Genomic DNA, 18,162 nt, shown 5'->3' with positions numbered 1-18,162 from the left:
GGGTCCCCTTCTTGTCGTCAATAGGCATGGCGATCGAACAGCACCAGCCGGACGGTCCGAACGATGATCTGGAGATCCAGCCCCAGCGACCAGTTGCGCAGGTATTCAAGATCGTATTCCACGCGCGCCTTCATCTTGTCCACGGTGTCGGTCTCGCCGCGCAGGCCGTTGACCTGCGCCCAGCCGGTGATGCCCGGCTTGACCTTGTGGCGCACCATGTAGGCCTTGATGATCTGGCGGTATTCCTCGTTGTGCGCGACCGCGTGCGGGCGCGGCCCGACGATGCTCATGCGGCCCTGCAGCACGTTGATGAACTGCGGCAGCTCGTCCAGCGAGGTCCGGCGGATGAAGGCGCCGAAGGGCGTGATGCGCGGATCGCCCTTGGTCGCCTGCTTCACGACGGTGCCGTTGTCCATCGCGCGCATCGAGCGGAACTTGTAGACCATGATCTCCTCGCCGTCCAGGCCGTTGCGGCGCTGGCGGAAGATCACCGGCCCGGGCGAGCTCATCTTCACGCCGATCGCCAGGATGAGCAGGATCGGCGAGATCAGCACCAGGATCAGCGAGGCCAGGATGATGTCGCTGATCCGCTTGACGACCTCGTTCACGCCGGTGAAGGGGGTCTCCAGGATGCCGACCACGGGCACGCCGTTCACGTCCTGCAGCCGGCCCTGGATGATGCTGATGCCGAACACGTCGGGGACGAAGAACAGCGAGGCGGTCGTGCCCTGCAACTGCTCCAGCAGGCGCAGGATGCGCGGCTGCGAGCCCAGCGGCAGCGTGATGTAGACCTCGCGCACGCCGTGCGTGCGGACGTAGTCGCTGAGCTGGGGCAGCGTGCCCAGCACCCGGCCCAGGCAGTCGGGATGCAGCCGGTCGTCGGTGCGGTCCTCGAAGAAGCCCAGGCAGTCGGCGCCGCCGACCGTGCCGAACTGCAGCGCCCGCGCGACCTTCGCGCCCAGCGGTCCCGCGCCGACGATCACCGCGGTGCGCCGGATCCACGGCTGGCGCGAGCGCCAGCGCAGCACGCGCCGGCCGATCTCGACCGCGGCGATCTGCGCCAGCGGCGTGACCGCGGCCCACCACATCAGCACCGGGCGCTCGAAGTAATGGAAGCTGCTGGTCGCGTAGGCGAACATGCCCAGGATCAGCAGCAGCATCAGCCAGGAGCCGACGATGTCGGTGACGGCGCTCGCGGGGTGGTCCGCGAAGCGGTTGCGCCCCGGGAAGGTCAGCGCGAACACCAGCATGCACAGCGTGTAGGTGGACCGCATGACCGGCTCGCCGAACCAGGCCAGCAACACCAGGTAGACCAGGACGATCAGCGTCGGTTCCAGGAAGGCCGCGATGAAGGATTGGACCGACTGCGGCGCGCTGTAGAAGGTTCTCTTGTAATTTCGGTCCTCAAACATCACCCAGTGGTCCTTCCCCGGCCAGAGCCGGAAATTCTCGCTCAATTCGATTCGCGGACTCGTAACGGGAGCCCCTAGCTTGTCACCGGTTCCGACGTGGCCGGGCCGCGGTCGCGGCCTGCCTACAATCCGCCCCATGCTTCAAGAATGGTCCAAGCTCCTCGCGCCCGCAGTCCAGGATCGCATCACGCTGTTGCTCAACCATGTCATGTCCCGCGAGCCCGTCGCCACCGCGCGCCTGGCCCCGCACACGGGCAAGACATTGCGGTTGCGGCTGGCCGGTTGGCCGGCCATGCTGCCGGCGGCACCGGACCTGCGCCTGCGCATCACCCCCGCCGGTCTGCTGGAACGGATGGACGACGAGGATGCCCCTAGGCAAGAACCGGACCTGCTCATCGAGCTGGACGCGTCCAACCCCGCCGCCGCGGCCTTCGCGGCGCTGTCGGGCGCGCGTCCGGACGTGCGGGTGCAGGGCGATGCGCAACTGGCCGGCGACTTCAACTGGCTGATCGACCACGTGCGCTGGGACATCGAGGACGACCTGGCGGCCATCACCGGCCCGGCCGTGGCGCATCAGCTCGGCCGCTTCGGCAGGGCTGCGGCCGCGGCGATGGCCACGCTGGCCCGCACGGCGGGCCGCTTCATGCCCGACGGCCAAGGCCGGGCATGAGGTCCTGAATGAGGTACCTGTCCCGCCTGCTGGTCATCGTCTGGACCCTCTATCGACACGGGCTGGACGACCTGGCGTTGTCCACGCTCAAGCGTCGCCGCTTCCGCTTCCTGCGCCGGCTGATCACGGTCGGCCGCGCCTGGGACCAGCCGCGCGGCATGCGCCTGCGGCTGGCGCTGGAACGGCTGGGGCCGATCTTCGTCAAGTTCGGCCAGCTGCTGTCCACGCGCCGCGATCTGGTCCCGCCCGACATGATCGAGGAGCTGTCGCGGCTGCAGGACAACGTCCCGCCGTTCCCCGCCGAGCTCTCGCGTGAACTGATCGAGCGCGCCTTCGGCCGCCGCATCGAGGAGCTGTTCGCCACCTTCGACGCCGAGCCGGTGGCCAGCGCCTCGATCGCGCAGGTGCACTTCGCGACGCTGCACGACGGGCGTGAAGTCGCCGTCAAGGTGCTGCGGCCGGGCATGCTGGACATCATCGAGGACGACCTGGCGCTGATGCGCACGCTGGCGGGCTGGGTGGAGCGTTTCTCCGCCGACGGCCGGCGGCTGAAGCCGCGCGAGGTCGTCGGCGAGTTCAACACCTACCTGCACGACGAGCTGGACCTGGTGCGCGAGGCTGCCAACGCCGCGCAACTGCGCCGCAACATGCAGGACCTGCAGCTGGTGATGGTCCCCGAGATGATCTGGGGGCTCTGCCGCAGCGAGGTCATCGTCATGGAGCGCATGCGCGGCGTGCCGATCTCGCAGCTCGAGCGCTTGCGCGAGGCGGGCGTCGACATCAGGAAGCTGGCCCGCGACGGCGTGACGATCTTCTTCACGCAGGTCTTCCGCGACGGCTTCTTCCATGCCGACATGCATCCCGGCAACATCCAGGTCAGCCTGGAGGCGCCGACCTTCGGCCGTTACATCGCGCTGGACTTCGGCATCATCGGCACGCTGACCGAGGTCGACAAGGACTACCTGGCGCAGAACTTCATCGCCTTCTTCCGGCGCGACTACAAGCGCGTGGCCGAGTTGCACATCGAGTCCGGCTGGGTGCCGCCCGAGACGCGCGTCGATGAACTCGAGGGCGCGGTGCGGACCGTCTGCGAGCCGCATTTCGACAAGCCGCTCAAGGACATCTCGCTGGGCCAGGTGTTGATGCGCCTGTTCCAGATCTCCCGCAGATTCAACGTGGAGATCCAGCCGCAGCTGGTTTTGCTGCAAAAAACGCTGCTCAACATTGAAGGATTGGGCAGGCAGCTCGATCCCGAGCTGGACCTGTGGGCCACGGCCAAGCCCTTCCTCGAACGCTGGATGGACGAGCAGATCGGCTGGCGCGCCTTCCTGCGCCAGCTGAAGAAGGAGGCGCCGCGCTTCGCGCAGATGGTGCCGGAGTTCCCGCGGCTGATGCACGAGGTGCTGCGCCAGCGCGCCGAGGACGGCCACGCCGACCTGACGCGTCAACTGCTGGTGGAGCAGCGCCGCACCAACCACCTGCTGCAGGCACTGCTGTGGGGCGTCGGCGGATTCATGCTCGCCCTGGTGGTGACCCAGCTGGCCTTGCGCTGGATCGACTGACGGCGCGTTGAGGGCGCGTTGAGGGCGCGTTGACGCCGCCCCTCGCAGGGAGCGGCGGCCGGGACCCTTCAGGTCGCGTAGTCGGCGAAACCCTGCTTCAGTCGGGAGCGCAACAGCGTCCGGACCCGGTTCACGCGCGAGCGCACCGTGCCGATCGGGATGGCCTGGATCTCGGCGACATCGCGGTAGGACTCTTCCTGGAGGCAGGCCAGGTCGAAGGTGCCGCGCAGGTCCGGGGACAGCCCCGACAGCGTCACGTCCACGATGCCGGCCAACTGCCGGTAGGCGACCTGCTGACTGACGTCCATCGACGCGTCGCGGGGGCGATGGGCCGATTCGGCGTCCATCATGTGCGGCGACTCGTCCAGGCTCTCCATCTGGCCGCTGCGCTTGGAGCAGCGCGCGACGTGATTGCGCGCCACGTTCGCGGCGATCCCGAAGAACCAGGTCTCCACCGACGAGCGCGCCTGGAAGCGGTCGGCGCAGCGCGTCGCCTCGAGCATGGCGTCCTGGATGATGTCGTCGAGCTCGCCCGGCGAGCGCTCATAGCGTCGCAGGAAGCGCTTGAGCTTGCTGGAATCGCTGCGCGAGTCCCGCGCGATCTTGACGATGTGGGTCAGCACCAGTTGCTGGCGTTGACGCACGAGCTCCGGGTCCACGGCCTCGACGGCTTCGACGGCCTCGACGGCGTCGAGGTGGTCGGCCGGCTCGGCCGCGTCGGCCGCGTCCGCGGGATCGGCCCGTTCGATCAGTTCGACCGACTCGACGGCCTGGTCGGCATCCGTGTTGTCGGCATTGGCATCGGTGGAGTGGTTCATAGACAGACTCGAAGTAGGTCCGGGTCCCCGTTCGGCTCGGTGACGGGCGCAGGCCCGACGGGGTGATTCCGGAGCCGGGGGCTCCCTGGGACAGAGGAGAGGTCGCGCCGCGCCAGGCGCGTGACAGGAAAGGAGGGCGGGGCGGCGCTCATGGCCGACCGCCGAAGGTGGCCAGCGCCGCGAGGGCCTGGTCGCCCAGCGCCAGCAGCTGCAGCGCCATCCAGCGGCCGGTCATCGCCAGCACGAGACCGACGGCCAGCAGCTTCACGGCGAAGGGAATGCTCTGGTCCTGCATGGACAGGACGGTCTGCACCAGCGAGACCAGCACGCCCGCCACCACGGCCACGATCAGCGGCGGGAGCGAGAGCCAGATCACCATGAGCAGGCCCTTCTGGAAGAACGCGATGGTTTCGATCACGGCGGGCCTCAGGCGTAGGAACGGACCAGGCCGTCGAAGAGCCGCGTCCAGCCGTCGAGCAGCACGAACAGCAGGATCTTCAGCGGCAGCGACACCACCATCGGCGACACCATCTGCATGCCCAGCGCGAGCAGCAGGTTGGACAGCAGCAGGTCGATGACGACGAAGGGCACGTAGAGCACGAAGCCGGCCTTCAGCGCCAGTTCGAGCTCGCTGACGACGAAGCAGGGGATCAGCACGACGTAGTCGCTGTCCTGCGGCGCGGTCATCCGGTCCCCCCATTGCTGGCGGGCCAGGTCGACGAATTTCTGCCGCTTCTCGGGCAGCGTGTTGGCCAGCATGAAACCGCGCATCGGCTCGAATGCATGGGCCAGATCGCTCATGCCCAGACGCGCGGACGTCGGGCGTCGGTACGTCTGCGCGGAGCCGCCCGCATCGGACCAGGGGGCGACGTCGACGGGCAGCCGCGACACGACCTCGTTGAGCACGGGGGCCATCACGAACAGCGTGGCGGCGAGCGCCATGCCGTTGAGGGCCATCGTCGGCGGGACCTGTTGCACGCCCAGCGCGTTGCGCACGATCATCAGGACGACGGAGATCTTCAGATAACTCGTCGTGCAGACCAGCAGCAGCGGCAGCAGCGTCAGGCCCACCAGCAGGAATGCCAGCGAGATCGGATCGAAGCCGCCCCCGTTCACCGCGGGCTCCCCCACTGCAGGATCTCGACGGCCAGGCGCCCCTCGACCTCGACCAGCTGCCCCGCGCCGAGTTCGGTGCCGTGCGCGACGATGCGCACGGCCGCCGGCGTCAGCGCTTGCAGGGGGACGATCTGGCCCGCCGCGAGCGCGCTGAGTTCGCCGACGGTCATGGCGACGCGGCCCACGATGAAGTCCAGGTCTACGGTCAGGGCATCCACGTTGCGGGGCTCCGTTGAAGGTGAAAAGGCATGAGGGGAATTGGACGGCGAGCCCCCCGTTGGGCCCCATCCCTGGAACTCGCGTGTGAGGGGGTCGAGCTGACCTAAATGGACTAGCCCGCTTGCACAAATGAAGCAGAGCGGGCCGTTTTGGTCGCGCGCCTCGGCGGGGAGCCACACGGCATCCCCGGGCCGCAGGGTCGGCAGCCGCGCCACCGGCAACGCGACCCGCGCCAGCCAGAGGCCGGCCTGCAGGACGATCGCGGCGATGGCCGCGGGGAGCGGCGCCGGCGCGCGAAGCGGCTGCCAGCCCGGTGCCGTCGCGCACGCCAGGAGCGTGCGTGCCGAGGCGCGGATCGTCACGCCTTGTCTGGCGCCGTCGCGACTGACGAGCGTCAAGAGCGCGGCGTGGGTCGGGCCCGCTGCCGCCACGGCAGCATTGCGATTTTCTGGATCCCCCGGAGCCGCTGGAGCCACTGGATCCACTGGATCCATGGGGCGCCTGTCGCGTGCGGCCGGCAGCGGGACCGGGGCAGCGCCGAGCGCGCGGGCGAGGGCCGGGGGCCAGGCCGTGCAAGCCAGACGCAGCAGGCCGTCATCCACCCGGTCGTCCGCGTCCCGGGGCAGGTGGGCGCCGGTCGCGATCGCGATCAGCGTGTCGTCCTCGAGGAAGAGGATGCCGTGCGGCACGCCGAGGGCGAGGCCGCCAGTGGCCGGTGCGGTGGCCGGGTCACTGCCCCAGACCTTGTCCTTGTCCTTGACCTTGTCCGGCGTTCCGAGCGTGAGTTCGAAGGCGGCCCACGGGGAACTCGTGTCGTCGACCTGCCACTCGACGCCTCGCTGCAGCCGCTGACGCAGGTGCATGTCTTCGGCTCGCCGTGTCGGCAGGCGCAGCGGCGCGGCTGAGGCCCGGGGGGAGACTGGTGGGGCGGGCGGGACGGGCGGGACGGGGGCTTTGGCGATCGGATCGGCAAGCATCGGAGCAGGCCGCCGGTGGCGCCGGCGGTGAAGAAAGCGGAGGTGCCGGTCAGTGCGATGTCGGCGGCATGCCGTTCTCGCGAGGCCGCGCGGCCTGCGGAACCCGGGCCGCCTGTTCGCGCACTAGCGGCGCAATGAACCCCGCCTGGATCTCCCGACGTCTGCTGCTGAACGCGGTCGCCCTCCGTCTCGAGGAAGGCGAGGGCGCGGACGCGCTCGTGCTGAGCCGCGAGTCGCTGGACGTGGTGCGGTCGGCCGACGACGTCGTCCGGGCCTCCCGCCGGGCCTGTGCGCGCCGCCTGCGTGCCGCGCGCGAGCGCGCCCGCCGGTGGCGGCAACGGGCGCGCGAGCAATGCCTGGCCCAGCTCGCCCGCGAGTCGATCGACGTGCGCGATCAGGCGCTGGTCGACGCGACGCGGATCGCGATCGCACTGAACGACGAGCGTGAACAATGGCGCGCCGCCGCCGAAATCTTTTTGGTCGAGATCGCGCATCGCGCGGCGCGACGCCTGCTGCTCGAGCTGCCCGCCGACCAGCAGGCGCGATCCAGTGCGTGCCTGCTGCGCGACGAATGGCGCGCGATGCGCGGAGAGGGCCAGCCGCAACTGCGCGCGCACCCCGAGGACCTTGTGTTCCTCCAGGACATCGCGGCCGATGCGGGCTGGTCGCTCGCGCCCGATGCGCTGCTGGACCGCGGCCATTGCGTGCTCTCGCATCCCGCGGGCAGCCTTCATGCCCGCTACGACGACAACGTCCACGCGTTGCTGAAGGCGCTGCCCGGCGCCCGTGACTCGTCGACGCCCGCCACGCCTTCCGCTGACGACCTCCCTTCACCGTTTCTCCAGGAGACCCCCCATGACCTCGATCACTTCCGCCTCCCGACAACTGACGACCTCGTTGGCGAGCACGACGCGCCTGTCCCAGGCCATGGCGGCCATCGGCCCCGATGACCTCCAGCGCGCGATCGGGATCAAGCGCCAGATGCAGGTGGAACTCGCGGTGCAGAAGGTCGAGGTCCAGGAGCACCGGCATGTCGAGCGCAAGCTCCTCAACGAAGTGCTGAGATGAGCGCGCTGGCGACGCTGGCGATGCTGCCGCGTAACGGATGGCGTGCCGCACTCTGCGCGGCGGCCTTGCTCGGTCCGTTCGGTCCTGCGCTCACGGAGGCTGGCGCGGTGGCTCCGGCCGCCTGGCGCGACACGCTCTACAGCTATCGCGCCGATGAAGAGCTGTCGCTGACGCAAGTCCTCGATCGTTTCTCGACCACCCTGGGCCTGGAGGTGAGGCTGGCCGATCCATCGCTGGGCAGGCGCAAGGTGCGCCTGGGCGGCAAGGGGGCGTCGCCCGCGGCCTTCCTCGACCGGCTCGGCGACGCCGCGGGGCTGGACTGGTTCGTCTACCAGGGCGTGCTGCACCTGTCGGCGCGGTCCTCCGCCACCAGCGAGCGGATCTCCCTCGGCCCGCAGAGTCCGTCCGACGCCAAGGAAGCCCTCGCCGGGATCGGACTGCTCGAGAGCCGCTTCGGCTGGGGCGAATTCGATTCCGATCCGCCCACCGTCCTGGTCTCCGGTCCGCCCGCCTATGTGGCCGAGGTGCGGCGGGTCCTGGCCGTTCCGCCCGAACGGCCGCGCCGGGAACGCCCGCGGCTGATGGTGTTCCGCCTGAAGCATGCGTCCGCGGCCGATCGCGAGATGCGCACGCGCGACCGCAGCGTCGCCGTGCCGGGCCTGGTGACCACCCTGAACCAGGTCCTGCCGAACGCCCGCACCGTCCAGGTCCAGACTTCTTTCAAGAACGGGCGCGGCGCTGGCGCCAACGCCCTGGCGACCGCCGCCGAGGACCCCTGGGCCGCGCTGGCGAGGGAGCTGGCCGGCGGGGACGCACCGCCAGGCGCGGCATTGCCCGGGCTGGCGGCCGCACGCCTGCCGACGACGCCGTCGACCGCCGGCGCCTCCGGGCGCCCCGGCACGTCGGACGCGGCGTCCTCGGCCTTCGCGGATCCGGCCGGCACTCGCAAGCCGGCCACCCGCGGCGCCGATCCGGAGGATCCCGAGGTGGTCCCGTCGATCGCCGCCTACACCCCGCTCAACGCCGTGCTGGTCTGGGACCTGCCGTCGCGTCGCGACGAGTACCGCGAACTCATCGAGGCGCTCGACCTGCCCAGCCGCCTGATCGAGATCAACGTGACCATCCTCGACATCAGCGCGGATGCCTTGCGCGACTGGTCGGTCGACCTCGCGGCCGGATCAGGCGCCGCGAGAGTGGCGCTGGGCGCCGACGGGAAGGTCGATGCCCGTTCCGCGGACACCGGCGTCAAGGGCTCGACGATGGTGCTCTGGGCGTCCAACCGCCTCGAGTTGCGGGTGCGCGCGCTGGAATCGCGCGGACAGGCGCAGGTGCTGTCGCGCCCGTCGGTCCTGACCCTGAACAACGTGGGCGCCTTGCTGGACATGAACCAGTCGGCCTACGTGAAGCTGGTCGGCGAGCGCAGCACCGACCTGCGCACGGTCACCGCGGGCACCTTGCTCAAGGTGACGCCGAGCATCGTCGGCGACGACGCCGTCGGGGCGGACGCGCGCGGGATCCGCGTGACCCTGGACATCGAGGACGGCCAGCTGACCCGGGCCAGCAGCGAGCAGGGCACCCCCAGCGTCGGCAACAGCGCGGTCAGCACCGAGGCCGTCGTGAAACCTGGCGAATCGCTGGTCGTCGGCGGTTATCGGCGACAGGATCGCCAGGTGTCCAACACGCGCGTGCCGGGCCTGGCGTCCATCCCGCTGATCGGCGCGCTGTTCCGCAGCGACAGCGCCGTGAACAACGAGCGCGAGCGCCTTTTCATCCTCACCGCGCGCGCGCTGCCGTGACGCTTCCTCTTCCCATTGCCCGAGTCCCGCCATGAACCCGATCACCGCTCGTCCAGGCCCGCTCGCCTTTGAGGCTCCTCCGGAGGCCGGTTTCCCGGATCCGACGGCGCTCAGCCGGACGGCATTCCGCCCGCCCGTGTCGGAGCGCCCGTCGGAATCGACCCTCCGCGAGCAGGAACGGCTCTCCGAACGTCGGGCCGCGGTGTCGACATTGGCCGCCGCGGCCGCGGCCACTGCGGCGTCGAATTCGGGCGGACTCGGCGCCAGCGCGGAGGAGATCACCTTCGGCGCGAGCGAGCGGGCCGAGCAGGAGACGCACGACGAGGCGCGCGACGCGCGCGAGGGCCAGGACGTGCGCGTCGACGCGCTGAGGCGCATCGAGACCATCGAGCAGATGATGAGACAGCTCGCCGGGGATCAGGCCTTCGCGTCGATCCGGCAGCGCGCGGAAAAGTTCGCGTCGCTGTGGATGCAAGGCAGCACGTCCGTGGCGATCGACACGCTGGACAGCGACGCCTACGGCGCCGCCGAGCGCCAGGCCTTGCTGGCACTGGCGCTGCGTCGTCTGCCCAGCGGCGCGGAGGCAGCGCAGCTGGAAGCCCGCCTGGCCCTGCTGGCGGACGATCCCGAACGGGAGATCCGGCAACTGATGCGCACCGCCGTCGCGCAGAAGTCGACCTCCGCCGCGGAGGCCCTCGTGCCCGGGTCGCCGATGTGGGCCCTGCTGCAATCCCCGCCGTCGTTGAAGCAGATGATGGAAATGGACGACGCCGGACTGGCCCGGCTCGCGGAGATGTCCGTGCTGCGCAGTCGCATGGACACGCGACTGGGCGGCGGGCAGGTCGTGTTCCTCCATGTCGTCCTGGGGCGGATGGCCCGGCAGGCGCATCAGGTCGGAGAGTCGGGTGTCCGCGTGATGAAGGCGGGCGCCTGCCCCCACCTCGACAAGCCGGACGAGGTGCGCAAGACCGCGCGTTGGATCCTGGAGTTCTCGTTCGCCACCGCGCCGCAGGGCCCGCTCGGCCGGATGGGTCCGGTCCTGAAGCTCAGCGGCGGCGTGCTGGCGAGCGCGCGCCGGCAGCTGCAGCGCGAGCTGGCGGTCCTGCCCGAGGCGGTCTGGCTCAACGGCGACACCAAGCAGCTCGTCAATACCGAGCTGAGGAACGCCAACACCGCCGACCTGACGCGCCACGGCCTGCTGGACCGCACGGCCGGCATGCAGACCGGGGAGCGCCTGGCCCGTCGCGTCGGGGGATAACAAAGCCTGCAAATTCAGGTGGCGAACCCCGCGCGGTGGGCGGCGACTGAACAGTCACCATGTCCGCGCCCTCCTCCAGAACCGCCCCCCGCCACGCCGCGCCCCCCACCGCCGACCGGGCCTTCCTGTCGCCGGCGCGGGCCCTGGCGCTTCAGATCGCGCCGCGTGGCGAGCGTGCCGAGATCATCGTCACCGCGCTGGTCGTGGCGGTGGTCTTCGCGATGCTGCTGCCGGTGCCCACTTGGCTGCTGGACCTGCTGATCGCGATCAACCTCTGCGTGTCGGCCTTCCTGATCGTGCTGGTGATGCAGGTGAAACAGACCACCGGCCTGTCGGCGTTCCCCTCGCTGTTCCTGGTCACCACGCTGTTCCGTGTCGCGCTCAGCGTGGCCAGCACGCGGCAGATCCTGCTCAACGCCGAGGCCGGGCACATCATCGAGGCCTTCGGCGAGATCGTGGTCGGCGGCAACCTGGTGGTCGGTCTCGTCGTGTTCCTGGTGCTGACCGTCGTGCAGTTCATCGTGATCACCAAGGGCTCCGAGCGGGTCGCCGAGGTCAGCGCGCGCTTTTCGCTCGATGCGATGCCCGGCCGTCAGATGGCCATCGACATGGAGCGCAAGGCGGGCGGCATCACCCAGGACGAAGCCAAGGAACAGCGCGACGCGCTGACCGAGGAGAGCCAGTTCTTCGGCGCGATGGACGGCACCATGAAGTTCGCCAAGGGCGACGCGATCGTCGGCATCGTCATCGTGCTGGTGAACCTGATCGGCGGTCTGTCGGTGGGCGTGTTCCAGCGCGGCCTGCCGGCCGCCGAAGCCTTGCACGTCTACGCCATCCTCACCATCGGCGACGGCCTCGTGGCGCAGATCCCGGCGCTGCTGATGTCCATGACCGCGGGCCTGCTGGTCACGCGGGTGTCCAAGCCCACGGGCGGGCGCGCCATCGGCAATGAACTGACCGCGCAGATGCTGCATCAGCCCAAGGCCTGGGTGACGGCCAGCGGCGCCATGCTGGCCTTCGGCCTGCTGCCGGGCATGCCGCTGCTGATCTTCGCCGGCCTGGCGACGGGCGCCGCCACGGTGGGGCTGACGATGATGCATCGCAAGCTCAAGGCGGATCGCGAAGCAACGCAGCAGCGCGAGGCCGTCGTGGAAGCCTTGCGCGATTTCGATCTGGTTCGACCCTTCGCGCTGCGGGTCAGCCGGCACATCGATCCCGAGCGCGCGCAGCGCGCGCTCAACCTGTGTCGTCACGTCCGCAATCGCCTGGTGCGACGTCTGGCGCTGGTGACGCCGCAGATCGAGTTCGACATCGGGGCCGAACTCGAGCACGCGGACATCGAGTTCTGCCATGGCGAAGTGCCGGTGTTCTCCATGTGGTTGCGGGAGGACCTGCGGACCTGCACCTGGACGGTCGGCGATCCGGCCGAGCTCGGCCTGCCGCCCGAGCAGGTGGAGTCGCGCGGCGGCGTGGCCTGCGCGCCGCGCGTGTGGCTGGGCGAGGCGCAGGCCCTGGCGCTCGATCCCCCGCCGACCGACCTGCGGGACTGCTGGGACCGTCTGGAAGAGCTCTGCGAGGAGACCTTGCTGCGCGTCGGGCCGATGTACTTCGGCATGGAAGAGACGCAGAAGATCGCCGCCTGGTGTGGCCGCAAGACGCCGGAGGTCGCCAAGGAACTGGAACGCGCCGTGCCGCTGAGCCGGATGGCCGAGGTGCTGCGTCGCCTGCTGATGGAGAACGTCAGCATCCGCAACGTGCCGATCATCTTGAACGCCTTGATCGAGTGGGGGCCGCGCGAGCGCGACCCGTCGGTGCTGACCGAGTGCGTGCGCGCCGCGCTGCAACGCGAGATCTGCGACGCCCACGCCGAGCGCAAGGAGCTGCGGGCGCTGATGTTCGACAGCGAGCTCGAGGCCCAGGTCCGGGCCGCCATCCGGCAGACCGCCTACGGCGACTTCCTGGCGCTGGAGGCGGACCTGACCGACGCGATCCTCGACGAGACCGCCGCGGCCTACCTGGCCACGTGCGGCGGCGGGCGGCCGGTCATGGTCTGCGCGCAGGACGTGAGACCGCACATCCGCAAGCTGCTGGCCGATCGGATCCCGTCGCTGGGCGTGATCGGCATGTCCGAGCTGCCGCCGGATTTCCGCGTCAACGTGCGCGCCGTGATCAGCGTCCCCTTGGAGGGACGCGCCTTGCCGGAGATGTACTGAGATGACGACGCCGGCCTGGGAGGCGGACGTGATGGAACTGCGTGTCGTGAGCGGCCTGCAGGCCGGCGCGGCGCTGCCGCTCGAGGAGGTCTTGACGGTGGGGGCCGGCAACGACGCCGACCTGCTGCTGATGGGCGACGGCCCCGCGCCGGCGCGGCTGTTCGTGCGCGCGACGCCGGACGGCGGTCTCCTGCTGGAAGCCGTGGAAGACGGCGTCGTGCTGTCCACCGGCGTGACGCTGGCGGGCGGTCAGACGGTGTCGCTGGCGCCCGGCGAGGCCTTCAGGACAGGCGACATCTGGTTGGTGGTGCGGGGCTCGAGCGAGCCCTGGGAGACGTGGACGCCGCCGCTGATCGAAGCGCTGGTGATCGAGTCTCCGGAGACGACGCCGCAGGCGCACGCGCTGCAGATCCCCGGTCCGTCGCCTGAGGCGACGCCCGCCCTGGTGGCGGACGTCCGGCCCGCCGGGACGCGCCGTCGGCACGCCGCGCTGGGGCCGCGACCGATGCGGACCCTGGGCAGCCTGATCGTCGCGGCCGGCCTGTTGTCGACGATGCTCGGCGTGGCCGCGCTGGTGCGGCAGGTCCAGGACAGCGAGACGGCGATCGAGCCGGACGACGAGACGAGGAAGAAGCAGCTTCCCGCCGCGGATCCGCGCCGGAAACAGCGGTCCTCCGGCGACGACCCGCGCCCTGCGCCAGAGCCCGGAAGCGCCGCCGCCTCGGCCTCCGCGATCCCGACCGCATCCCCGTCAGTATCTGCGTCCGCGTTCGCGTCCGCACCTGCATCCGCGTCCGCGTCCGCACCTGCATCCGCATCCGCATCTGGATCCGCATCCACGACGATCGAGGCGATGCTCGCTGCCCCGGCCGAGCGGCGCGGCGGACGCGGTCGGCTGCAGGTCAACATCCCCGGCGACGGCAGCCTGGTCCTGCCGTTCGACATCCAGGAGGTGATGCTCGGATCCAGCAGCCATGTGACGCTGACCGACGGCCGGCGGATCGAACCCGGCGATCGCGTCGGCGACTGGCGGCTGGCCGAGATCCGGCCCGGCACGCTGGTCTTCGACGGTCCCCGCAAGGTGCAGATCGGATGGTGACGCCGCGCGACATCGCCGCCCGCGAAGCCGCCGCCGTCGCCGCCGCGATGGCGGACGTCCCCTTGACCCGCGCGCTGGGCCAGGTGCATCGCGTGCTGGGCATGCTGATCGAAGGCACCGTGCCGGGCGCGAGCATCGGCGAACTCTGCGAGGTCTACCACCCCACGGCGCCCGACCGGATCTGGCGCTGCGAGGTCGTCGGCTTCACCGGTGCCCATGTGCTGCTGTCCTCGCTGACGGCGCTGGAGGGCATCTCCGGCGACTGCGTGATCCGGCCGCTGCGCACCGTGCATCACGTCGCCGTGGGCCGGCCGCTGCTGGGTCGCATCCTCGACGGCTTCGGCGAGCCCCTCGACGACGGGCCGCCGCTGCGCGCGGGCGACGCCGGGCTCGTGCTGCGCCCGGTGATCGCGGACGCGCCCCCGCCGGTGGAGCGCTGGCGCATCAAGGACCGGTTCCCGACCGGCGTGCGCAGCCTCGATGCGCTGCTGACGGTCGGGCAGGGTCAACGCGTGGGCCTGTTCGCCGGCCCCGGTTGCGGCAAGACGACGCTGATGGCGGCCGTGGGCCGGGGCAGTCCGGCCGACGCGATCGTCGTCGGCCTGATCGGCGAGCGTGGCCGCGAGGTCCGCGAGTTCACCGAACACGAGTTCGACCCCGCACTGATGGCGCGCACGGTGATCGTCTGCGCGACCTCGGACCGCACCTCGATCGAACGCGTGCGTGCCGCGTTCACCGCCACCGCGATCGCCGAGGGCCTGCGCGACCAGGGCCTGAACGTGCTGCTGATGGTGGACTCCCTGACCCGTCTGGCGCGCGCGCAGCGCGAGATCGGCCTGGCCGCCGGCGAGGCGCCCGCGCGCGCCGGCTTCCCGCCGTCGGTCTACGCCTTGCTGCCGCGGCTCATCGAGCGCGCGGGCAATGCCGCCGGCGGCTCCATCACGGCGCTCTACACGGTGCTGCTGGAAGGGGAGCTGCGCTCGGACCCGATCAGCGAAGAGGCGGTCTCGCTGCTGGACGGCCACATCGTGCTGTCGCGCAAGCTGGCCGAGCAGGGGCAGTATCCGGCGGTCGACGTGCTGGCGAGCCTGAGCCGGGTGATGTCCAACATCGTGCCCCGGGAGCAGGGCCGCGCGGCCAACCGGATCCGGCAGGTGCTGTCCGGCTACCGCGACATGGAGCTGATGGTCCGCCTGGGCGAGTACCGGCCCGGCCTGGACCCGGAGACCGACCGCATCGTCGCGGACTATCCCAAGGTGATCGACTTCCTGCGCCAGGACACGCGCACGCCCGTGCCGTGGGAAGACAGCCTGGCGCGGCTGAACGCGCTGACCGCCGGTGCGGTGTGAGCGCAGGATGAAGGCCGCCGTGACGCAGCGTGGCGCCGCCGCCGCCGCCTCCGCTGCTGCTGCTTCTGCTGCTGCTCCCGATCGCCCCGCGCCGAAGCGCGCGCCGCACGAGGTCGACGCGCCGGCACCGCCGGACGCCCGGCTCCCCGGCGTGCGCCGCATCGGCGCGCTGGCGAGCCGCCGCGCGACCCTGGCGGAGGCGGCCCTGTTGCGCGCCCAGCGCGCCAGCGAAGCGGCCGCGCAGGCGCTGGTGAGCGCGGAGCAGGCGCTGAGCGACTGCATCACTGACGTGGCCGCGCGGCGCGCCGCGTTGCGGGCCGACTGTCAGGCGGCGCCCGGGGGCTCGCCGGTCCTCAAGCGCTGGCGTCAGGCCGACCAGGCGCAGCTGGATCGCGTGCCGCCGGCCCGGCAGGCCGTGGTGGATCGTCAGCGCGAGTGCGACGCCGCCGAACTGGCCCTGGCGGAGGCCGCCGACCTGCATCGCGCACTGGCGCGCCGCCGCGAGAAGTACGCCCTCGTCGAGGAGCAATTGCGCGACGAGGCCTGAGCCCGGCGGCGCGCCTCCCGCGCCGCCGTGCCGCCGTGCCGCCGTGCCGCCGTGCCGCCGTGCTGCTCACGCGAGATCCAGCATCTCCTGCCCGATCTCGTCGTCCACGCTCGCCAGATCCAGGTGCAGCTCGTCTTCGCCGGGGCGCAGGGTGGGGCGCAACAGCTCGGGGGCCTGCTCCTCGTACGCCTCGATCACGCGCAGCAGGAGCGCCACCGCGCGGAACGCATGTTCCGGCACCGGCTGGCCGACCTCGCCCGACGCGAGCAGCAGGCGCGCCAGACCCACGTAACGCACGACCGGCACCCCGTTCTCGCGCGCGGCGCGTCGCAGCGCGAGCGCCTCCTCGTCGCTGCGCTTGTCCAGGATCAGCGGCATCTCGGTGAGCTCGGGGTCGTAGTACAGCGAGACCGCCACGTGCTCCGGATTGACGACCACCGCGCTGGGCCGCTGCTTCGCGCCGATGTCGTCGGACATGACGATCTCCTTGGCGATCTGCTTGCGGATGCCCTTGAGCATCGGATCGCCTTCGTTCTGCTTGAAGTCGCGACGCACCTCGCTGATGTCCATGCGCAGCTGGCGGAACACCAGATAGCGCTGCAGCAGGATGTCGGTGACGATCAGCAGGAGCAGCACGATGATGCACTGGCGTTCCAGACCCTTCAGCAGGGCCAGCGACAGCGACCAGCCCTGGGCTGTGTCGACGCGGAAGGCCAGGGCGATGTCGGGCAGGCTGTCCTCGATCTTCAGCCAGGCGACGGTCAGCAGGGACAGGCTGCGCACCGGACCGAGCACCGCCATCATGAGCTTCTGTCCCGACACCAGGTTCTTCAGGTTGGTGCTGGGATCGAGCTTCTCGAAGCCCTTGCCGAGCGCCTTGCCGGCGATGTTGAAGCGCGTCTGCGCCAGGGTGCCCAGGACGGCCGTCAGCGCCGGCAGCAGGGCCAGCACCAGCAGGACGACCAGGACCGGGAGGCAGGAGGCCCAGCTCATCGCAAGGCCCGCCGTGGTCGGACTCGCCGTCTGGCGCAGGGCCGCCTCGAGCAGGACGTCGACCATGCCGCGCCAGAGCGGCTCGGTGGCGAACGCCACCTCCGCCATCAGCAGCAGGCGCAGGATCTTGATCGAGTCCTGGCTGACGCCCAGCTGCCCGTCCTCGCGCGCCTGGCGCTTCTTGGACTCGGTCGGGGGAAGGTTCTTCTCGGCCATCGCTCACCCGGGCACCGGTCAGCGCGGCGGCGGCAGCGCGAGGCCGAGGGCGTCCAGGATGCCCTCCTGCCACCAGCGCAGCGCATCGTCCAGGACCTTGTCGAACAGGGGCGCCGCGATCAGCACCACGATGAACACGGCCGACACCGACTTCACCGCCATCGCCGACGCATAGACGTCCATGCCCTGCACCGCCGTGCTGGCGATGGCCAGCGCCAGCTCGACCATCAGCAGGAGCAGCAGCGCCGGCCCGGCCAGCAGCAGCGCCTGGGTCAGCGTGCCGGCCAGGGCCTGGAGCAGCCCGCGCTGGTGCGCCGCGTCCAGGGTCGGGAACAGGTCCAGCATCGGCCACTGCGCGTGGCTGGCGGAGAGGACGGTGAAGGTCGCCTGCAGCAGTCCCAGGTCCACCAGGAGCGCGACGAGGGCGCGTTCGGACAGTTCGCCCAGCAGCGTGGCGTCGGCCTGCAGCGCCGGATTGACCTGCTGGGCGGCGTTGGCGCCGCGCTGGTTGTCGATCAGGGTGCCCATGCCGCGCACGGCCCAGAACGGGATCGCCGCCAGCATGCCGAGCAGGCTGCCGATCAGGCCTTCCTTGAGCGTCAGGATCAGCAGCGCCTCGGGCGGCGGCGGGGCGGCGGCGAAGGCCGGCCAGACCTGGGCGGCCGCGGGCAGCGACAACGCCAGGCAGAGCGCGCCGCGCACCATCGCGGTGGTCTGCTGGCGCGCCAGGAACGGCAGGAAGACGATCATCCCGCCCGCGCGCGCCATGGACAGCGCCATCACCTGGGTGAACAGCAGCAGGGACAGGGACGAGCCGGACGTCATGGCGGGATCAGTCGGGATCAGTCG

General features: G+C 70.8%; 17 protein-coding genes. 10 read left to right on the top strand and 7 right to left on the bottom strand.

What is annotated here, in order from left to right:
- Nucleotides 1–17: 17 nt before the first annotated feature.
- On the bottom strand, nt 18–1,412 hold the full coding sequence (locus AC07O8_RS21785) for an undecaprenyl-phosphate glucose phosphotransferase (protein ID WP_495050022.1): 1,395 nt from the start codon (nt 1,410–1,412) through the stop codon (nt 18–20).
- Nucleotides 1,413–1,548: 136 nt separating this feature from the next.
- Here AC07O8_RS21785 and AC07O8_RS21780 point away from each other — a divergent pair, with 136 nt between their 5' ends.
- Both AC07O8_RS21780 and ubiB read left to right on the top strand, forming a co-directional pair.
- The gene (locus AC07O8_RS21780) at nt 1,549–2,082 is read left to right on the top strand and encodes a hypothetical protein (protein WP_495050021.1); all 534 of its coding nucleotides are present in this window, start codon (nt 1,549–1,551) and stop codon (nt 2,080–2,082) included.
- A gap of 8 nt (nt 2,083–2,090) precedes the next feature.
- Nucleotides 2,091–3,644, top strand: a complete 1,554-nt coding sequence (gene ubiB, locus AC07O8_RS21775; protein WP_495050020.1) for a ubiquinone biosynthesis regulatory protein kinase UbiB — start codon at nt 2,091–2,093, stop codon at nt 3,642–3,644.
- Between the two features lie 68 nt (nt 3,645–3,712).
- On the opposite strand, the gene AC07O8_RS21770 is transcribed toward ubiB, so the two are convergent.
- From AC07O8_RS21770 to AC07O8_RS21755, 4 genes are all read right to left on the bottom strand, one after another.
- Nucleotides 3,713–4,462, bottom strand: a complete 750-nt coding sequence (locus AC07O8_RS21770) for a sigma-70 family RNA polymerase sigma factor (protein ID WP_495050019.1) — start codon at nt 4,460–4,462, stop codon at nt 3,713–3,715.
- Nucleotides 4,463–4,610: 148 nt separating this feature from the next.
- Nucleotides 4,611–4,880, bottom strand: a complete 270-nt coding sequence (gene sctS, locus AC07O8_RS21765; protein WP_297527022.1) for a type III secretion system export apparatus subunit SctS — start codon at nt 4,878–4,880, stop codon at nt 4,611–4,613.
- Between the two features lie 8 nt (nt 4,881–4,888).
- Nucleotides 4,889–5,578 (bottom strand): type III secretion system export apparatus subunit SctR, encoded by a 690-nt coding sequence (sctR, locus tag AC07O8_RS21760; protein WP_495050018.1) that lies wholly within the window; start codon nt 5,576–5,578, stop codon nt 4,889–4,891.
- Entirely contained in the window at nt 5,575–6,660 is a 1,086-nt protein-coding gene (locus AC07O8_RS21755) for a FliM/FliN family flagellar motor switch protein (protein ID WP_495050017.1), read from the bottom strand. The genes sctR and AC07O8_RS21755 overlap by 4 nt, the downstream gene beginning before the upstream one ends.
- Nucleotides 6,661–6,908: 248 nt before the next feature.
- On the opposite strand from AC07O8_RS21755, the gene AC07O8_RS21750 reads away from it, so the two are divergent.
- From AC07O8_RS21750 to AC07O8_RS21715, 8 genes are read left to right on the top strand one after another with little or no spacing between them, the layout of a single operon-like run.
- Entirely contained in the window at nt 6,909–7,724 is an 816-nt protein-coding gene (locus tag AC07O8_RS21750; RefSeq protein WP_495050016.1) for a FliH/SctL family protein, read from the top strand.
- Nucleotides 7,702–7,842: a hypothetical protein gene (locus tag AC07O8_RS21745; RefSeq protein WP_495050015.1), complete on the top strand. Its 141-nt coding sequence runs from the start codon at nt 7,702–7,704 to the stop codon at nt 7,840–7,842. The genes AC07O8_RS21750 and AC07O8_RS21745 overlap by 23 nt, the downstream gene beginning before the upstream one ends.
- Nucleotides 7,839–9,638: a type III secretion system outer membrane ring subunit SctC gene (gene sctC / locus AC07O8_RS21740; protein WP_495050014.1), complete on the top strand. Its 1,800-nt coding sequence runs from the start codon at nt 7,839–7,841 to the stop codon at nt 9,636–9,638. The genes AC07O8_RS21745 and sctC overlap by 4 nt, the downstream gene beginning before the upstream one ends.
- Before the next feature lie 31 nt (nt 9,639–9,669).
- Entirely contained in the window at nt 9,670–10,896 is a 1,227-nt protein-coding gene (locus AC07O8_RS21735; protein ID WP_495050013.1) for a hypothetical protein, read from the top strand.
- Between the two features lie 59 nt (nt 10,897–10,955).
- A complete protein-coding gene (locus tag AC07O8_RS21730; RefSeq protein WP_495050012.1) occupies nt 10,956–13,109 on the top strand; it encodes an FHIPEP family type III secretion protein in 2,154 nt (717 codons plus the stop codon).
- A gap of 1 nt (nt 13,110) precedes the next feature.
- Nucleotides 13,111–14,208, top strand: coding sequence for a hypothetical protein (locus AC07O8_RS21725; protein ID WP_495050011.1), 1,098 nt, complete (start codon nt 13,111–13,113; stop codon nt 14,206–14,208).
- Nucleotides 14,202–15,557: a FliI/YscN family ATPase gene (locus tag AC07O8_RS21720; protein WP_495050010.1), complete on the top strand. Its 1,356-nt coding sequence runs from the start codon at nt 14,202–14,204 to the stop codon at nt 15,555–15,557. The genes AC07O8_RS21725 and AC07O8_RS21720 overlap by 7 nt, the downstream gene beginning before the upstream one ends.
- Nucleotides 15,558–15,564: 7 nt before the next feature.
- Nucleotides 15,565–16,104 carry a hypothetical protein gene (locus AC07O8_RS21715; protein ID WP_495050009.1) on the top strand — a complete coding sequence of 180 codons (540 nt, stop codon included), beginning with the start codon at nt 15,565–15,567 and terminating at the stop codon, nt 16,102–16,104.
- A gap of 66 nt (nt 16,105–16,170) precedes the next feature.
- Here the strand turns inward: AC07O8_RS21715 and AC07O8_RS21710 are convergent, their stop codons facing one another.
- Nucleotides 16,171–17,313: an EscU/YscU/HrcU family type III secretion system export apparatus switch protein gene (locus AC07O8_RS21710; RefSeq protein WP_495050008.1), complete on the bottom strand. Its 1,143-nt coding sequence runs from the start codon at nt 17,311–17,313 to the stop codon at nt 16,171–16,173.
- Between the two features lie 18 nt (nt 17,314–17,331).
- On the bottom strand, nt 17,332–18,138 hold the full coding sequence (locus AC07O8_RS21705; RefSeq protein WP_495050007.1) for an EscT/YscT/HrcT family type III secretion system export apparatus protein: 807 nt from the start codon (nt 18,136–18,138) through the stop codon (nt 17,332–17,334).
- Nucleotides 18,139–18,162 lie beyond the last annotated feature (24 nt).

Source organism: Roseateles sp. GW821-FHT09G09 (genome assembly GCF_059415965.1).
This window is presented reverse-complemented; position numbering and strand designations above follow the sequence as displayed.